This is a genomic window from Priestia sp. 3CA3 (assembly GCF_056836725.1).
Genome location: NZ_JBXENJ010000001.1, coordinates 289,416 through 306,764 on the forward strand (window position 1 = coordinate 289,416; position 17,349 = coordinate 306,764).

17 protein-coding genes are annotated in these 17,349 nt (G+C 39.0%); all 17 read left to right on the forward strand.

Features of this window, described 5'->3' with window-relative positions; genetic code table 11:
- The first annotated feature begins 205 nt into the window (after positions 1-205).
- The 17 genes from cymR to udk all read left to right on the forward strand — a co-directional run bounded on the left by cymR (position 206) and on the right by udk (position 17,331).
- Positions 206-622 carry a cysteine metabolism transcriptional regulator CymR gene (gene cymR / locus AC1VNJ_RS01415; RefSeq protein ID WP_013059297.1) on the forward strand — a complete coding sequence of 139 codons (417 nt, stop codon included), beginning with the start codon at positions 206-208 and terminating at the stop codon, positions 620-622.
- A gap of 23 nt (positions 623-645) precedes the next feature.
- Entirely contained in the window at positions 646-1,788 is a 1,143-nt protein-coding gene (locus AC1VNJ_RS01420; protein ID WP_028411684.1) for a cysteine desulfurase family protein, read from the forward strand.
- A 106-nt stretch (positions 1,789-1,894) separates the two neighbouring features.
- On the forward strand, positions 1,895-3,007 hold the full coding sequence (gene mnmA / locus AC1VNJ_RS01425; protein WP_028411683.1) for a tRNA 2-thiouridine(34) synthase MnmA: 1,113 nt from the start codon (positions 1,895-1,897) through the stop codon (positions 3,005-3,007).
- Positions 3,008-3,164: 157 nt separating this feature from the next.
- Positions 3,165-3,824 carry a tetratricopeptide repeat protein gene (locus tag AC1VNJ_RS01430; protein WP_013085089.1) on the forward strand — a complete coding sequence of 220 codons (660 nt, stop codon included), beginning with the start codon at positions 3,165-3,167 and terminating at the stop codon, positions 3,822-3,824.
- 24 nt (positions 3,825-3,848) lie between these two features.
- Positions 3,849-6,206, forward strand: a complete 2,358-nt coding sequence (gene recD2, locus AC1VNJ_RS01435; RefSeq protein WP_033579666.1) for an SF1B family DNA helicase RecD2 — start codon at positions 3,849-3,851, stop codon at positions 6,204-6,206.
- Between the two features lie 141 nt (positions 6,207-6,347).
- Positions 6,348-6,539 carry a hypothetical protein gene (locus AC1VNJ_RS01440; RefSeq protein WP_013059292.1) on the forward strand — a complete coding sequence of 64 codons (192 nt, stop codon included), beginning with the start codon at positions 6,348-6,350 and terminating at the stop codon, positions 6,537-6,539.
- Between the two features lie 25 nt (positions 6,540-6,564).
- Positions 6,565-6,699, forward strand: coding sequence for a YrzQ family protein (locus AC1VNJ_RS01445; RefSeq protein WP_013059291.1), 135 nt, complete (start codon positions 6,565-6,567; stop codon positions 6,697-6,699).
- 113 nt (positions 6,700-6,812) lie between these two features.
- Positions 6,813-7,874, forward strand: a complete 1,062-nt coding sequence (locus tag AC1VNJ_RS01450; protein ID WP_028411681.1) for an AI-2E family transporter — start codon at positions 6,813-6,815, stop codon at positions 7,872-7,874.
- A 388-nt stretch (positions 7,875-8,262) separates the two neighbouring features.
- Positions 8,263-10,896, forward strand: coding sequence for an alanine--tRNA ligase (alaS, locus tag AC1VNJ_RS01455; protein WP_482640261.1), 2,634 nt, complete (start codon positions 8,263-8,265; stop codon positions 10,894-10,896).
- 84 nt (positions 10,897-10,980) lie between these two features.
- Positions 10,981-11,250, forward strand: coding sequence for an IreB family regulatory phosphoprotein (locus AC1VNJ_RS01460; protein WP_013059287.1), 270 nt, complete (start codon positions 10,981-10,983; stop codon positions 11,248-11,250).
- Entirely contained in the window at positions 11,251-11,667 is a 417-nt protein-coding gene (ruvX, locus tag AC1VNJ_RS01465; protein ID WP_013059286.1) for a Holliday junction resolvase RuvX, read from the forward strand.
- 154 nt (positions 11,668-11,821) lie between these two features.
- Positions 11,822-12,106, forward strand: coding sequence for a DUF1292 domain-containing protein (locus AC1VNJ_RS01470; RefSeq protein ID WP_013059285.1), 285 nt, complete (start codon positions 11,822-11,824; stop codon positions 12,104-12,106).
- A 412-nt stretch (positions 12,107-12,518) separates the two neighbouring features.
- A complete protein-coding gene (gene mltG, locus AC1VNJ_RS01475) occupies positions 12,519-13,622 on the forward strand; it encodes an endolytic transglycosylase MltG (protein ID WP_028411679.1) in 1,104 nt (367 codons plus the stop codon).
- A gap of 181 nt (positions 13,623-13,803) precedes the next feature.
- Complete coding sequence (locus AC1VNJ_RS01480) at positions 13,804-14,460, forward strand: O-methyltransferase (RefSeq protein WP_028411678.1); 657 nt, start codon at positions 13,804-13,806, stop codon at positions 14,458-14,460.
- The gene (locus tag AC1VNJ_RS01485; protein ID WP_028411677.1) at positions 14,457-15,386 is read left to right on the forward strand and encodes a peptidase U32 family protein; all 930 of its coding nucleotides are present in this window, start codon (positions 14,457-14,459) and stop codon (positions 15,384-15,386) included. Before AC1VNJ_RS01480 ends, AC1VNJ_RS01485 begins: the two co-directional genes overlap by 4 nt.
- Before the next feature lie 39 nt (positions 15,387-15,425).
- A complete protein-coding gene (locus tag AC1VNJ_RS01490; RefSeq protein ID WP_028411676.1) occupies positions 15,426-16,688 on the forward strand; it encodes a peptidase U32 family protein in 1,263 nt (420 codons plus the stop codon).
- Between the two features lie 7 nt (positions 16,689-16,695).
- Complete coding sequence (gene udk / locus AC1VNJ_RS01495) at positions 16,696-17,331, forward strand: uridine kinase (protein WP_028411675.1); 636 nt, start codon at positions 16,696-16,698, stop codon at positions 17,329-17,331.
- Positions 17,332-17,349: the final 18 nt, after the last annotated feature.

The window sequence follows — 17,349 nt, forward strand, 5'->3', positions numbered from 1 at the left end:
TCACTGTATCACAAGAGGTGAATAGGTGGTGGAAATTTATCTTATAGGCATAGTATGTTATAATATCAACAGTTACATTTGCAAGAAACGCGTATAGAGAAGTTCATATAGCTTAGTAAAAAACGACTCATCACAGCATTCAGTGACAACGTGAGGGTCTTATTTTTTTCATAAATAAAAAAAGTGTATTGAAGGAGTGTATCGTATGAAAATTTCAACAAAAGGACGCTACGGTTTAACGATTATGATTGAGCTTGCGAAGCGCTTTGGAGAAGGTCCTATCTCGCTTAAAACTATTGCTCAAACGCATGATTTATCTGAACATTATTTAGAACAGCTTATTTCACCGCTGCGTAACGCTGGGCTTGTAAAAAGCGTGCGCGGAGCTTATGGAGGTTACATCTTGGCACATGAACCTGCTAACATTACTTCTGGCGATATTATTTCCGTTTTAGAAGGTCCTATTAGTCCTGTAGAAGGAATTGAAGATGAAGAGCCTGCAAAACGCGAGCTGTGGATTCGTATTCGAGATGCAGTTAAAGAAGTGCTAGATAGCACAACGCTTGAAGATTTAGCAAATCATTCTGATGATGATCAAGCGTCTTATATGTTTTATATTTAATAATGAGCTAGGAGGCGTTTATTTTGGAACGTATTTATGTTGATCATGCAGCAACGTCTCCAATACATCCAGCAGTCGTTGAGAAAATGACGACTTTTATGCATGAGTACTTTGGAAATCCGTCTAGTATTCATCACTACGGGCGGGAAAGTCGACGCTATTTAGACGAAGCTCGCCAAACGATTGCAGCAAGTATTGGAGCACACGAAAATGAACTGATTTTTACAAGTGGTGGGACAGAAGCAGATAATATGGCACTGATCGGAGTCGCTCTTGCAAACCGCCATAAAGGAAATCATATTATTACCACGCAAATTGAACACCACGCTGTGCTTCATACGTGTGAATATTTAGAAACACAGGGCTTTGAAGTGACTTACCTACCAGTTAATGAGTACGGACAAGTATCTGTGGATGAAATAAAATCAGCCCTAACGGATCAAACAATTCTTGTGTCGGTGATGTTTGGAAATAATGAAGTAGGTGCTATTCAGCCAATTGGAGAAATTGGAGTTCTATTAAAAGAGCATGGAGCATATTTCCACACGGATGCAGTGCAAGCTTATGGATTAATTCCGTTAAATGTGCAACAATTAGGTGTCGATCTTTTATCCGTTTCGGCTCATAAAATTAACGGACCAAAAGGGATGGGCTTTTTATATGCAGCTGCTCACGTTTCACTGTCTCCTTTGCTATTTGGAGGAGAACAAGAGCGCAAACGACGAGCTGGAACTGAGAACATGACAAGTATCGTCGGGTTTGAAGAAGCTGTGAAAATTTCGCAACAAACGCTGCAAACACGTGCAGATGAATATAGAAGATACAAAGAAATAATGGTAGCTGTGTTGAAAGAAGAAGGTATTTCATTTGAAATTAACGGACATCTTGAAAATGCTCTGCCACATGTGTTAAATTTATCATTTCCAAAAACAAATGTTGAATCGATGCTCGTAAATTTAGACTTAGCAGGAATTGCGGCATCGAGCGGTTCAGCTTGCACAGCGGGAGCAATCGATCCTTCTCATGTGCTTGTTGCTATGTTTGGAAAAGGGTCTGAGCGTTTAACAACTTCTATTCGATTTAGCTTTGGCCTAGGAAACTCTGCTGAGCAAATTGAAAAAACCGCACGTCAAACAGCAAACATCGTTAAGCGACTAACGATGTAAATAGCAGCCATCAGTAGGGTCTTCATCCCTCACTGATGGTTTGTGTCGTTTCTTTCGCTTTTTAGCGAACAATTTAATTAAAATGAAGAAAACGGAGGTGGCGAAGTTGACAAAATCACCTAAAGATACACGTGTAGTAGTCGGAATGAGCGGAGGCGTTGATTCATCTGTAGCAGCTCTTTTATTAAAACAACAAGGGTACGATGTGATCGGAATCTTTATGAAAAACTGGGACGATACGGATGAAAACGGCGTTTGTACTGCGACTGAAGATTATAACGATGTTATTCGCGTATGTAATCAAATTGGTATTCCCTACTATGCAGTCAACTTTGAGAAACAATATTGGGATAAAGTATTTACCTACTTTTTAGATGAATATAAAGCAGGTCGTACACCGAATCCTGATGTAATGTGTAATAAAGAAATTAAATTCAAAGCCTTTTTGGAGCATGCAATGACGCTAGGAGCAGACTATCTAGCGACAGGACATTATGCACGCGTTGCGTATCGTGACGGGGAGTATAAAATGCTTCGAGGCGTAGATGGAAATAAAGATCAAACGTATTTCTTAAATCAATTAGGACAAGATCAGCTTTCAAAAGTAATGTTCCCAATTGGAGAAATTGAGAAATCAAAAGTGCGTGAAATTGCAAAAGAAGCAGGCCTTGCTACAGCAACGAAAAAAGACAGCACAGGTATTTGCTTTATTGGCGAACGCAACTTCAAGGAATTTTTAAGTCAGTATCTTCCTGCTCAGCCAGGTGTGATGCAAACGCTTGACGGCGAAGTGAAAGGCAAGCATGACGGCCTTATGTACTACACGATTGGTCAACGCCATGGTTTGGGTATCGGAGGCAGCGGCGAACCTTGGTTTGTAGTTGGAAAAGATTTAGAAAAAAACGTTTTATACGTCGATCAAGGCTTTCACAATGAGCTGCTTTATTCTACATCTCTTACAGCAACAAATGTCAGCTGGGTAAGCGACCGTGACTGGTCGTCACCAATGACGTGCACAGCAAAATTCCGCTATCGTCAAACCGATTCAGCAGTAACCGTTGAGAAAGTCGATGATGATACAATTAAAGTTATTTTTGCTGAACCCGTGCGGGCAATTACGCCAGGTCAAGCAGTTGTGTTTTACAAAGATGACGAATGTCTTGGCGGAGCAACTATTGACAAAGTATTTCAAGAAGAAGAGCAAATTTGGTACGTATAATTTATATAAGCAAGAACGAAAAACCTCAGCTGTATATAGCTGAGGTTTTTCTATGATATACTTTACTTATTGGGTAAACTAATAACTTACATATTCTAGATTTTCATGATGTGAAAATCTTTTAAATCATAACTAAAACAGTGGAGTGAACGAAAAAATGACAGATAAAAATCAGCTAGGAATTCAGTATATGCAGGAAGGGAAATTTGAAGAGGCTGCTAAAACATTTTCAGAAGCAATTGAAGATAATCCAAAAGATCCAATTGTGTATGTGAATTTTGGCAATTTGTTAGCGGCTGTTAGTGAGATGGATCGTGCTTTGAAATTTTATGAACGTGCGATTGAATTAGATGAAGAAACGGCAACAGCGTATTACGGAGCAGGAAATATTTATTTTAATGCAGAGCAGCTTGAGCAGGCAAAGCACTACTTTGATTTAGCAATCAAAAAAGGCTTAGATTCATCCGATGCCTACTTTATGCTTGGTTTAACGCTGTTTCATATGGAAGAAATTCGTTTTGCGATGCCTTATCTGCAGCGAGCGGTAGAACTAAACGAACATGATGTAGAAGCAAAATTTCAGTACGGTCTTTGTTTAGCACAGCTCGAAATGGTAGATGAAGCGATTGCTGAATTTCTTAAGGTAGTAAATCAAGAGCCAGAACATGCCGATGCTTTCTATAATTTGGGCGTAGCGTATGCCATGAAAGATGATAAGGACAAAGCAATTGAGATGTTAGATGAAGCTTTAAACGTGCAGCCAGATCACGTAATGGCAGCAAATGCTAAACAAGTTCTGTCTACATTAGAACATTAAGAAAGCGGGTAAAGGAAGGATAACATGAACGAAGAACTAGTGAACCCTTCACAGCCAGAACGTCATTATATAAGCGGCACGTCAATTGTAACGGTTTTTCATAACGAAGAAAACTTATATAACGTTACGCGGATACGGATCAAAAAAACAAATTTAGAGATTGAAGATAAAGAAACGGTCGTTACAGGCTATTTTCCTAAGCTTAATGAAGATGAAGTATACACATTTTACGGGGACTTCAAAGAGCATCCAAAGTTTGGTCTGCAATTTCATGTTGAGCAGTTTAAAAAAGAACTTCCGCAATCAAGGCAAGGGGTTGTTCAGTACCTATCAAGCGATTTATTTCACGGAATCGGTAAAAAAACCGCTGAAAATATTGTGGACGCCCTAGGAGAACGCGCTATTTTTCGTATTTTGCAAAATGAGTCCGTGCTAAAAGAGGTTCCGAGGCTTTCAGCCGACAAGGCAGAGGCTTTAGTAACGCAGCTTCGTGAACATCAAGGGTTAGAAGAAGTAATGGTAAAGCTGACAGACCTCGGGTTTGGACCGCAGCTTTCGATGAAGATTTTCCAAGCGTACAAACAAGAAGCGCTTGAAATTGTTCAAAATAATCCTTATCAGCTCGTAGAAGATATTCAAGGTATTGGTTTTAGCAGGGCCGATGAACTTGGAAAGAGGCTTGGTATGGCAACCAACCATCCTGATCGTTTGCGTGCAGGTATTTTATACGTCATTGAGCAAGAATGTAATCAAATGGGACATGTATACGTCACGGCAGATCAGCTGTATGGAAAAACAGCAGAGCTTCTTCGAAAAAGCAGGCATGAGAATCTGTCTGAAATGGATCTTACAAGAGAAGTGGACGCATTAAAAGCAGACAAAAAGCTTATCATTCAAGACGAAAAAATTTATTTTCCTCCCCTTTTCTATGCTGAAAAAGGGCTGGTTAAAGCTATTCAAAAAATTATGGCCCAAACGCAATACGAAGAGCAGTTTCCAGAATCAGAATTTTTACTAGCTTTAGGTGAACTAGAAGAGCGATTAGACGTGCAATATGCACCGTCTCAGCGCAAGGGCATACAAACTGCTTTAATGTCTCCAATGCTTCTTTTAACAGGTGGACCAGGTACAGGGAAAACAACGGTTATTAAAGGAATAGTCGAACTCTATGCAGAACTTCACGGATGTTCGTTAAATCCAGGGGATTATAAAAAAGATGAAGCTTTTCCTGTTTTACTTGTGGCACCTACTGGACGCGCTGCTAAACGAATGAGCGAAGCGACCGGACTTCCGGCAGTTACGATTCACAGATTATTAAAATGGAACGGACAAGAAGGATTTGACCATAATGAGGAGAATCCAATTGACGGAAAATTATTGATTGTGGATGAAGTATCGATGGTAGATTTGTGGCTTGCTCATCAGCTGTTTAAGTCTCTTCCTGCTAATTTACAGGTTATTTTAGTTGGAGACGAAGACCAGCTTCCTTCAGTAGGTCCGGGACAGGTGTTAAAAGATTTACTGAGTTCAGAAGTAGTTCCTACCGTCCGTCTGACAGATGTATACCGGCAAGCGGAAGGGTCGTCGATTATTGATTTGGCTCATGAAATAAAAAAAGGAAAGCTTCCGGAAGACTTATCGAGGCAGCAAGGAGATCGTTCCTTTATTCGCTGTCAAGGACAGCACATCACGAATGTCGTGCAACAAGTTTGCGGGAATGCGTTAAAAAAAGGCTATACGGCTAAAGATATTCAAGTTCTAGCTCCTATGTATAAAGGTCCTGCAGGGATTGATAAACTGAATGAAGTTCTTCAGGAATTATTTAACCCGGCTTCTGAGCAAAGAAGAGAGCTTAAGCACGGAGATATTACGTACCGAGTCGGAGATAAAGTGCTGCAGCTTGTAAATCAGCCGGATAGCAACGTATTTAACGGAGATATGGGAGAAATCGTCTCAGTTTTCTTTGCCAAAGAAAATACGGAAAAACAGGATATGCTGGTTATTTCATATGAAGGAAACGAAGTAACTTATACAAAGCAAGACTTTAATCAAATAACTCATGCATACTGCTGTTCCATTCATAAATCGCAGGGAAGTGAATTTCCCATTGTTGTGCTTCCAATTGTCAAAAGCTATTACCGAATGCTGCGACGCAATTTACTTTATACGGCCGTTACGCGAAGTAAACAGTTTTTAATTTTATGCGGCGAAGACGAAGCGTTTCAGCTTGGAGTCAGCCGGAATGAAGACAGCGTTCGACAAACGAATTTACAGCCCCTGCTTCGAGAAAGCTTGGATAACGACATAGAAGATCCCGAAATTCCATTTATGAAAGATGCAAATATTGGGATGGAAAACGTTACGCCGTATGATTTCATGTAACCTTTCGCATGCTAACAAAGAGTTAAATAAACTCCTTTGTTGCCATCCTTCTTTGCTAATTGTCAGAAAATAAAGTATGGGCGTGAAAAAAAGTGGACATAATGCGTTTATATAAGTAGAACGTATAAAGAGGTGTCGACTTTGTTTAAATGTCCAAACTGTAAAAGTATTGACGTTGGCAAAATTGGTGTAAATCAGTATTACTGCTGGAATTGTTTTATTGAAATGACTATTTCAAAAGGACAAATTAATACTCACCAAGTAGAAGAAGATGGAACATTGAGCTCGCTTGATGATTTGTTCTCAGATGACGAGCGCACAATCAATTTCTAATTCTTTTTTACCGGGAGGAAGAGCAATGGGCAGAATCATTCCGTCAGTAGTCGCTTTCGGTCTTGGAGCTTATGCATTTAAAATGGCAGATGATCGAGAGATGTTTACAAAAAGAAATATGAAAAAAATGCGTAAACGTATGATGAAAGCTATTCACTAATAAAAAAGCACTATTGCACTGAGCTGCAATAGTGCTTTTTTGCAGGCAGAAGATACAACTGCATGTATAAACTCCTTTCTTTATCAAAAAATAGAAGGGAGGAGGAGTTTACGTTGAAAGATAGTTCATTCAAATGGTTCTATAGATTCGGACTGCTGTTATTAGCACTGCTGTGCGTATTAGTCTTTTTTAAAGTCCAGTTTTTATGGCTGCCTGTTATTTACATGTTTTTAAAAGCACTGCTGCCTTTTTTTATTGCAGCATTCATTACATATTTACTTCATCCGCTTATTGAAAAAACGCATGATAAAGGCGTGCCTCGTCCTCTAGCTATTTTACTGATCTACATTATCTTTTTTGGAGGAATCGGGTTCGGAGCCTATAAGTCGTATCCTATTTTTGTGGAACAAGTAAAAGATTTAAATGAACAGCTGCCTCATTTTACGAATACATATAGACATTGGGTAGAATCGATTCATGATCGTACAACTTCACTTCCAAACGGTGTACATGAGAAAATTGAAGGCAGCATTGATGATGTAGAGGCTACGCTCAACGTGTGGCTTACAAAAGTGGCGGAAGGATTAAAATCATTGATTACCTCTTTTTTGATTTTAATCATTATTCCATTTATTGTTTTTTATATGCTGAAGGATTTTTCCTCTATTAAGAAAGCAACAGCTTATGTCACACCTAAAAAGTGGCACAAACCAGGCGAACGTTTTTTATCGGATGTGAATGAATCGCTTGGCAATTATATTAGAGGACAATTTTTTGTTTGTCTCATTATTGGTGTGATTGCCACAGCAGCACTTTGGTTCTTTCATGTACCTTATGCACTTCTTTTAGGCTTTATTATTGGCGTAACGAATATCATTCCGTATTTTGGCCCGATTATTGGTGCGGTTCCAGCAGCTATTATTGCAGCAACTATCTCGATAAAGTTGGTTATTACCATTGTCATTATTATCTTTGTGCTGCAGTTTCTAGAAGGAAATGTGCTGTCTCCGCTTATCGTAGGAAAGAGCCTTCATATTCATCCTTTGTTTATCATGCTTGCGCTCCTTTTAGGAGGAGAGTTTGGAGGAGTATTGGGTCTCATTTTGGCTGTGCCAATTTTAGCAGTCGTTAAAATATCTATTTTGCATATTCGCTCTTATACGCTCAAACATTGACAAAGAGCGGTTAATTTGTCATAATATCGCCATAAGAAAACGCTACATATTTTGAACACAATGATGGATCGAGTACGTTGCACACTGGTTTTTAGAGAAGGGCTTCCTTGGCTGAAAGAAGCGCTAAACAAAGAGCAGCTGAACGCTAGTCCAGAGTGCAGGCTAAAACCTGCCGTGTCAGCAACGTTAACGCTATGAAGGTGATAAATGCTTTTGGCATTTATAATCAGGGTGGTACCGCGAGTTCAACTCTCGTCCCTGCTATAGGGATGAGAGTTTTTTTGTGTGCAAATAACTAGCAATTACTTTTGGACACAGGGAAAATAGATGCTTTTATGTCATCATTTTTTTGTCTATAAATAAGAAGAGTATTAAAGGAGGACCAATCATGAAAAAACTGACGTCAGCACAAGTTCGTCAAATGTATTTAGATTTCTTTAAAGAAAAAGGCCATGATGTAGAACCAAGCGCATCTTTAGTTCCGCATGAAGATCCATCTTTATTATGGATTAACAGTGGAGTAGCTACATTAAAAAAATATTTTGATGGTCGTGTTATTCCTCAAAATCCGCGTATTTGTAACGCACAAAAATCTATTCGTACAAACGATATCGAAAACGTAGGTAAAACGGCTCGCCATCATACGTTTTTTGAAATGCTTGGTAACTTCTCTATCGGTGATTATTTCAAAGAAGAAGCAATCCAATGGGCATGGGAATTCTTAACGAGCGATAAATGGATTGGATTCGACGCAGATAAGCTATCTGTAACAGTTCACCCTGAAGATGAAGAAGCATTTAAGATCTGGAATGAAAAAATGGGCGTGCCTAAAGAGCGTATCATTCGTTTAGAAGGTAACTTCTGGGATATTGGAGAAGGTCCGAGTGGTCCAAATACAGAGATCTTTTATGATCGCGGAGAAGCATATGGAAATGACCTAACTGATCCCGAATTATATCCAGGTGGAGAAAATGAGCGTTATTTAGAAATTTGGAACCTTGTATTTTCTCAGTTTAATCATAATCCTGATAATACGTACACGCCGCTTCCAAAGAAAAATATTGATACAGGAATGGGCTTAGAGCGTATGGTTTCTGTTATTCAAGATGTGCAAACAAACTTTGATACAGATTTGTTTATGCCAATTATTGAAGCAACAGAAAATATTTCAGGCGCTAAATATCGTACAAATGATGAGCAAGATACGGCATTTAAAGTCATTGCTGACCACATTCGTACGGTAACATTTGCTGTAGGTGATGGTGCTCTTCCTTCAAATGAAGGCCGCGGGTATGTGCTGCGTCGTTTGTTACGCCGAGCAGTTCGCTATGCTAAAAAGTTAAACATTAATCGTCCGTTCATGTACGACCTAGTGCCGGTAGTAGGTGAAATCATGGTTGATTTCTATCCGGAAGTAAAGGGAAAAACGGATTTTATCCAGCGCGTAGTCAAAAATGAAGAAGAACGTTTTCACGAAACGTTAAATGACGGACTAGCTATCTTGGCAACTGTTATTAAAAAAGAAAAAGCGCAAAACAGTGATACGGTACAAGGCGAAGATGTTTTCCGTCTATATGATACGTATGGCTTCCCTGTTGAATTAACGGAAGAATACGCAGAAGATGAGAACATGAAAATCGATCATGCAGGTTTTGAACGTGAAATGGAAGCACAGCGTGAGCGTGCGCGTGCTGCTCGTCAAGATTCTAGTTCTATGCAAGTTCAAGGCGGCGTACTTGGTGAAGTAACGGTTGCAAGTGAGTTTGTGGGCTATGATAAAAATGAAGTAGAAACAGTTGTTGAAGCAATTATTGTAGACGGTGAGCTTGTTGACCGTGCTGAAGCTGGAACAGAAGCGCAAGTCATTTTAAGCCACACGCCATTCTACGCAGAAAGCGGCGGTCAAATTGCGGACCAAGGTACGATCCAAAGTGCTTCAGGAAAAGCGGAAGTAAAAGACGTTCAAAAAGCGCCAAATGGTCAAAATGTCCAAACGGTATCTGTAACAAGCGGCGAGCTTGTAAAAGGTGAAACATACATGGCAACGCTTGATGAAGAAAACCGCAGTGCAATTGTGAAAAACCATACGGCAACGCATTTATTGCATCAAGCATTAAAAGATACGTTAGGAACGCATGTTAATCAAGCGGGTTCTTTAGTAACAGCGGATCGCTTGCGCTTTGACTTCTCTCACTTTGGTCAAGTGACACAAGAAGAGATTGAGAAAATTGAACAAATCGTTAATGAAAAGATTTGGGACAGCATCTCTGTACAAATTGAAAACAAAGCAATTGACGAAGCAAAAGCGATGGGTGCAATGGCGCTATTTGGTGAGAAATACGGAGATATCGTGCGCGTAGTACAAGTAGGCGACTACAGCTTAGAATTATGTGGTGGATGTCACGTACCAAATACATCTGTTATCGGTTTATTTAAAATTGTATCAGAATCTGGAATCGGTGCAGGTACTCGACGTATTGAAGCTGTAACTGGAAAAGCTGCCTATCAGTTAATGAATGATCAAGTAGGTTTACTAAAAGAAGCTGCGGCAAAAGTAAAATCCAACCCGCGCGATTTAGTAGGGCGCGTTGAAGGATTACTAGAAGAAATTCGTAATCTTCAGCGTGAAAATGATTCACTATCTACAAAGCTTGGCAATATTGAAGCTGGCAATCTTGTTGACCGCGTACAAAACATTAATGGTGTAAATGTCCTAGCAGCAAAAGTGAATGCAACGGATATGAATAACCTTCGTGCAATGGTTGATGATTTAAAACAAAAATTAGAATCTGCTGTGATCGTATTAGCTTCTCCACAAGGTGAAAAGGTAAATATTATTGCAGGTGTAACAAAAGATTTAATTGCTAAAGGCCATCATGCTGGCAAACTTGTTAAAGAAGTAGCAACGATTTGCGGCGGAGGCGGAGGCGGACGCCCTGACATGGCGCAAGCTGGAGGAAAAGACGCTAGCCAAATTGAAAAAGCACTTGGCACTGTAGAAGAATGGGTTAAATCCGTTTAATTCTCCTCTTTCTTGGTGTACAATATAAATAAGACTTAGCATAGTGCACAATGTGTTCACAAATTAAGAGAGTGAGGTGGGACCGTGAGTTCATTTGATAAAACCATGCAATTTAATTTTCAAGATGAGCCAGCTGAAACAAACGTACATGAAGTATTGTTTACGGTTTATGACGCACTGCAAGAAAAAGGCTACAACCCGATTAACCAAATCGTTGGGTATTTGTTATCAGGAGACCCTGCTTACATTCCTCGTCATAACGATGCGAGAAACACAATTCGCCAGTTAGAGCGAGACGAGCTCATTGAAGAACTTGTTAAATCTTATTTACAACAGCATCGAAAGGATTCATAAATGCGCGTATTAGGATTAGATGTAGGAACCAAAACAATTGGTGTGGCAGTTAGTGATGAAATGGGATGGACAGCGCAAGGAATTGAAACAATTAAAATTGCAGATGAGCAGATGGAGCAATCATATCCTCGTTTACAGCAGTTAATTGACGAATATTCCGTAGAGAAAATCGTAGTGGGTCTTCCTAAAAATATGAATGGTACGATTGGCCCTCGAGGCGAAGCGTGCATCGAGTTTGCTGACAACGTCAAAGAAAAACTTAACATTGAAACGATGATGTGGGACGAGCGCTTGTCAACGATGGCAGCAGAGCGAGTACTGCTGTCTGCCGACGTAAGCCGCAAGAAACGCAAAAAAGTAATCGATAAAATGGCAGCTGTTATGATTCTTCAAGGATACTTAGACAGCAAGCAATAAGAAAAGCAGCAGGCTTTGCTTAAGCTGACAAGTTATGACTTTCCCTTTTACATATTCTTTTGTACGTAAAAGGGAAGTGAAATAACTGAACAGCTTGCTTTTCGCTGAAGAAAAAGTTAAGCTAAGAGCTTACAATATAAAATGAGGTGCAAACATGAGCGTAGAAGAAAATAAAATTACAATCGTCGATGAGAATGGAAATGAGCAGCTATGCGAAATTTTATTCACATTTGATTCTGATCAATATAACAAATCATATGTAATTTACTATCCAATCGGAGCAGACCAAGATGATGAAGAAGAAATTGAAATTCATGCATCTGCTTTCACACCAAGTGAAGACGGTCAAGACGGCGAGCTTCAACCGATTGAAACAGAAGAAGAGTGGGACATGGTTGAGGAAATGGTTAACACATTCCTTGACGAAGAAGGCGAATAATTATAGTGAAAAAGCTGATGACAATCGTTATCAGCTTTTTTTTACATAGCGGCCGTTCTTTTTAGATATAAAAAGGTTTTTCCTTGCATTCTTAGGGGAGATTGTATGATAATGACGAAAAATGAGATAAATTGTAGTATAATAATTCCTGCGTGTGAGAGTGCATTTTAATAAAAGAATTCATTGTTTGAACGGATGAAACTAGACTTTGGGCAGACAATAACATAAATCATGGAAAAAATTTAGGAGAGGCGATAGTTTAAGGAAGCGATACCATCTCACACCTATAGGAGATACGAATGAATCGCAATCTCATGTATCCTCTCTGTTCATACTTACAAAAAATCAAGAAGAAAAGAGGTGAAACTGGTTGTATCTTCTTTTACAGAAGTAGATTTAACCAGGAAGCTGCTTGTCGCAACAAACATTTTTACCACCTAATCGTTCAAGGAAAAAACGAGTTATTTTTATTACAATTATCGTACTTCTTTTACTTGTTGGCGGTGCATTTTTCTATGCTCAATCCCGCTTAACACCCGTGGATCGAAACAGCAATAAAAAAGTAAATGTGACCATTCCACAAGGTTCTTCCGTTCAATCGATTGGTACGGTATTGAAAAAAGAAGATTTAATTAAAAGTAAAAGTGCCTTTCGCTATTACGTGAAATTAACCCATGTATCTGGATTTCAAGCTGGAACGTATTTATTTTCTCCTTCCATGAGCTTAGGGGAAATGGTTGAAAAAATGGAAAAAGGCGAGGTTTCAAAACAACCTGATATTCGTGTCACCATTCCAGAAGGACGCCAGCTTGTCGAAATTGCTGATATCATTGCTAAAAATACAAAGTTTACAAAAGACGAAGTCATGAAAAAGCTAGACGATAAGGCATTCATCAATAAAATGAAAGAAAAGTATCCAGATTTAGTAACGGATGAAGTGATGCAAAAAGATATTAAACATCCGCTAGAAGGTTATTTATATCCCGTTACGTATGATTTTTATGATAAAAATGTGTCGTTAGATGAAATATTGGATAAAATGGTAGGGAAAACAAATAATGTATTAGGTCAGTACAGTGGGCAAATGGAAAAGAAAAAATTCAGTGCACATAAATTGTTAACCATGTCTTCTCTAATTGAAGAGGAAGCGACTGCGAAAGTCGACCGAGAAAAAATTGCCAGCGTCTTTTATAATCGCCTTGAAAAAAACATGCCTCTTCAAACGGATCCAACCGTATTATATGCCTTAGGAGAGCATAAAGACCGGGTGTTCTATAAGCATTTAGAAGTGGACTCTCCTTACAATACGTATAAAGTAAAGGGGTTGCCTCCAGGACCAATTGCCAGCTCTGGATTGATGTCAATCAAAGCTGCGTTACATCCAGCCAATACAGATTATTTATACTTCTTGGCTACACCTGAAGGAAAAGTTATTTTTACCAAAACGTTAGAAGAACATAACAAAGAAAAAGCCAAGCATATTACAGGTAAAGAAAAGCAAAATACCGAAAAATAATTGGAAATTTAAAATTGGGGAATCGCGATACTTCGCATTCCCCATCTTTTATGTTAAAATATATCGGGTTTACGTAAAAACGAAAAAAACTTATAATAGACTAGTTGTCTTACTATTTTGCAGTAATGAAACGTTATGAAAACATAATGTAAAATGTACTTCTGAGAACGGAGGAAGTGTTTTGCTTTTACAAAACGTAGAGCAGTATGTGGAAAAGCTTATTCCTAAGCGCCAGGAGCTTATTGAAGAAATGGAAGCTTATGCAGAAGAACATCACGTTCCGATTATGGAATTGATTGGTGTTGAAACGCTATTGCAAATTCTTCGTCTTCATCAGCCAAAACATATATTAGAAATTGGAACAGCGATTGCATATTCGTCTATTCGAATCACCCATGCGCTTCCAGAGGCACGAGTGGTTACGGTAGAACGAAATGAAGAGCGTTACCAAAAAGCGCAAGAGTTTATTGAACGGGCGGGAAAACAAGATAAAATTGTGTCGTTGTTTGGAGATGCACTTGAGCTTAGAGATGAAATTGAACGTCATGGTCCTTATGATGCAGTCTTTATCGATGCAGCTAAAGGTCAGTATCAGCGTTTTTTCGAACATTATGAGCCGATGCTATCTTCTAAAGGAATGATTATTTCGGATAACGTACTATTTAAAGGTCACGTAGCGACCGATTTGGCGGAAGTAGAAACACGTCGACGCCGTAGCTTAATTAAAAAAATTCAGGCATACAATACGTGGCTGATGAATCATCCCGATTATTATACAACTATTCTCCCTATTGGAGACGGAATCGCGATTAGTATTAAAAGAGGTGACCAAGAATGAAAAAACCAGAACTATTAGTGACACCAACTGCAGTTTCGGAAATCGAATCATTACTACAAGCTGGAGCAACAGCTATTATGGTTGGTGAACAGCGCTACGGTTTGCGTTTAGCAGGTGAATTCAAACGTGAAGATATCGTAGAAGCTGTAAATATTGCTCATCAGCATGATGCAAAAGTCTACGTAGCGATGAACGGATTATTTCACAATGATAAAATCGCCGAATTAAATGAATATATTTTATTCTTAAAAGAAGCAAGCGTGGATGCGATTGTATTTGGAGATCCGGCTGTATTAATGGCAGTGCGTGAAACAGCTCCAGAAATGAAGATGCACTGGAGTACTGAAACAACGGGAACAAACTGGTATTCATGTAACTACTGGGGCCGCAAAGGAGCTAAGCGTGCAGTTCTTGCTCGTGAGCTAAGCATGGATAGCATCATTGATATCAAAGAAAAAGCCGAAGTAGAAATTGAAGTTCAGGTGCATGGCATGACGTGTATGTTCCAATCGAAACGTTCACTTCTTGGCAACTACTTTGAGTATCAAGGAAAAGTCATGGAAATTGAAAATCGTAAAGTAGAAAAAGATATGTTTTTACTTGATAATGAGCGAAACAATAAGTATCCAATTTTCGAAGATGAAAATGGAACGCACATTATGAGTCCAAATGATATGTGCATTATCGATGAGCTTTCCGAAATGATTGACGCTGAAGTAGATGTATTTAAAATTGACGGCGTATTAAAGTCACCGCAATATATTTTAGAAGTAACAAAAAAATATCGTCAAGCGATTGATTTATGTGTAGATGACCGTGAAGAATACGAAAACGTTAAAGACGATTTGTTAGAAGAAATTGAAAGCTTGCAGCCAATTAACCGCCCGTTAGACACAGGGTTTTTCTTTAAAGAAACGGTATATTAAAAAGCATGCAAAGAAAGATAAACAAAGGAGGTACAAACGATGGCTGTTCAAATCGATACTGTAGTAGAAGGTAAACGAGTTATTACGAAAAAGCCTGAGTTGTTAGCTCCAGCCGGTAACCTTGAAAAATTAAAAGTTGCCGTACACTATGGAGCAGATGCTGTGTTTATCGGAGGAAAAGAGTTTGGCCTTCGTTCAAATGCAGATAACTTTACATTTGAAGAAATGGCAGAAGGTGTTCAGTTTGCAAACAAATACGGCGCACGTATTTATGTTACAACAAACATTTTTGCTCACAATGAAAATATGGACGGACTTGAAGATTATTTAATGGGATTAGAGCGCGCTGGCGTTTCTGGAATCATCGTAGCTGATCCGTTAATTATCGAAACCTGTCGACGCGTTGCACCTAAGCTTGAAGTACACTTAAGTACGCAGCAATCACTTTCAAACTGGAAAGCCGTTCAATTCTGGAAAGAAGAAGGATTAGAACGTGTTGTACTTGCTCGTGAAACGGGTGCTGAAGAAATGCGCGAAATGAAAGAAAAAGTGGATATTGAAATTGAAGCTTTTATTCACGGAGCGATGTGTATTGCTTATTCAGGCCGCTGCGTGCTAAGTAACCACATGACAGCGCGTGATTCAAACCGTGGAGGCTGCTGTCAATCATGCCGTTGGGACTATGATTTATTTAAAGTAGAAGACGGTAAAACGGAAACGCCTTTATTTGATGAGCAAGACGATCCGTTTGCAATGAGTCCAAAAGATCTAAATTTAATTCAATCTATCCCTCAAATGATTGAGCTGGGTATTGATAGCTTGAAAATTGAAGGACGTATGAAGTCGATCCACTATATTGCAACAGTGGTGAGCGTATATCGCAAAGTGATTGACGCATACTGTGCAGATCCTGAGAATTTTGTGATTCAAAAAGAATGGCTTGATGAGCTAGACAAATGTGCGAATCGCGATACGGCTCCCGCCTTTTTTGAAGGGGTTCCTGGAGTGGATGAACAAATGTTTGGCGTACACGGCAAGAAAACAAAATTTGATTTTGCTGGTTTAGTATTGAATTATGATGAAGAAACAAGCATCGTGACATTGCAACAGCGTAACTATTTTAAACCGGGAGAAGAAGTGGAATTTTTTGGTCCGGAAATTAAAAACTTTACGCAAAAAATAGATAAAATTTGGGACGAAGATGGCAATGAACTAGATGCTGCGCGTCATCCGCTGCAAATTGTGAAATTTAAAGTGGACCAACCTCTATTTTCATATAACATGATGCGAAAGGGGATTTAAATATAAAATGGGGAAAAAGCCCGTTGTAATCGGTATCGCTGGTGGATCCGGTTCTGGTAAAACAACTGTAACCAAAGCTATTTATGAGTATTTTAAAGGGCATTCTATTATGCTTCTTGAGCAAGACTATTATTATAAAGATCAAAGCGATGTACCGTTTGAACAGCGTTTGCAAACAAATTACGATCATCCTCTAGCATTTGATAATGATTTGCTGATTGAACACTTGCAAAACTTATTAAATTATGAGAGCATTGACAAACCGGTATATGATTACGCAATTCATACGCGCTCTGAGAAGGTAATTAAAGAAGAACCAAAAGATGTTATTATCTTAGAAGGTATTCTTGTACTAGAAGATCAGCGCTTGCGTAATTTAATGGATATCAAGCTATACGTAGATACAGATGCGGATCTTCGTATCATTCGTCGTATGCTTCGTGATATTAAAGAACGAGAGCGTACGCTTGAGTCAGTTGTTGATCAATACGTATCTGTCGTTCGCCCGATGCATAATCAGTTTGTTGAACCAACAAAACGCTATGCAGATATTATCATTCCTGAAGGCGGTCAAAACCACGTAGCGATTGACTTGATGGTCACTAAAATTCAAACAATTCTTGAACAAAATGCCATTTTATAATAACATAGCATAGATGCA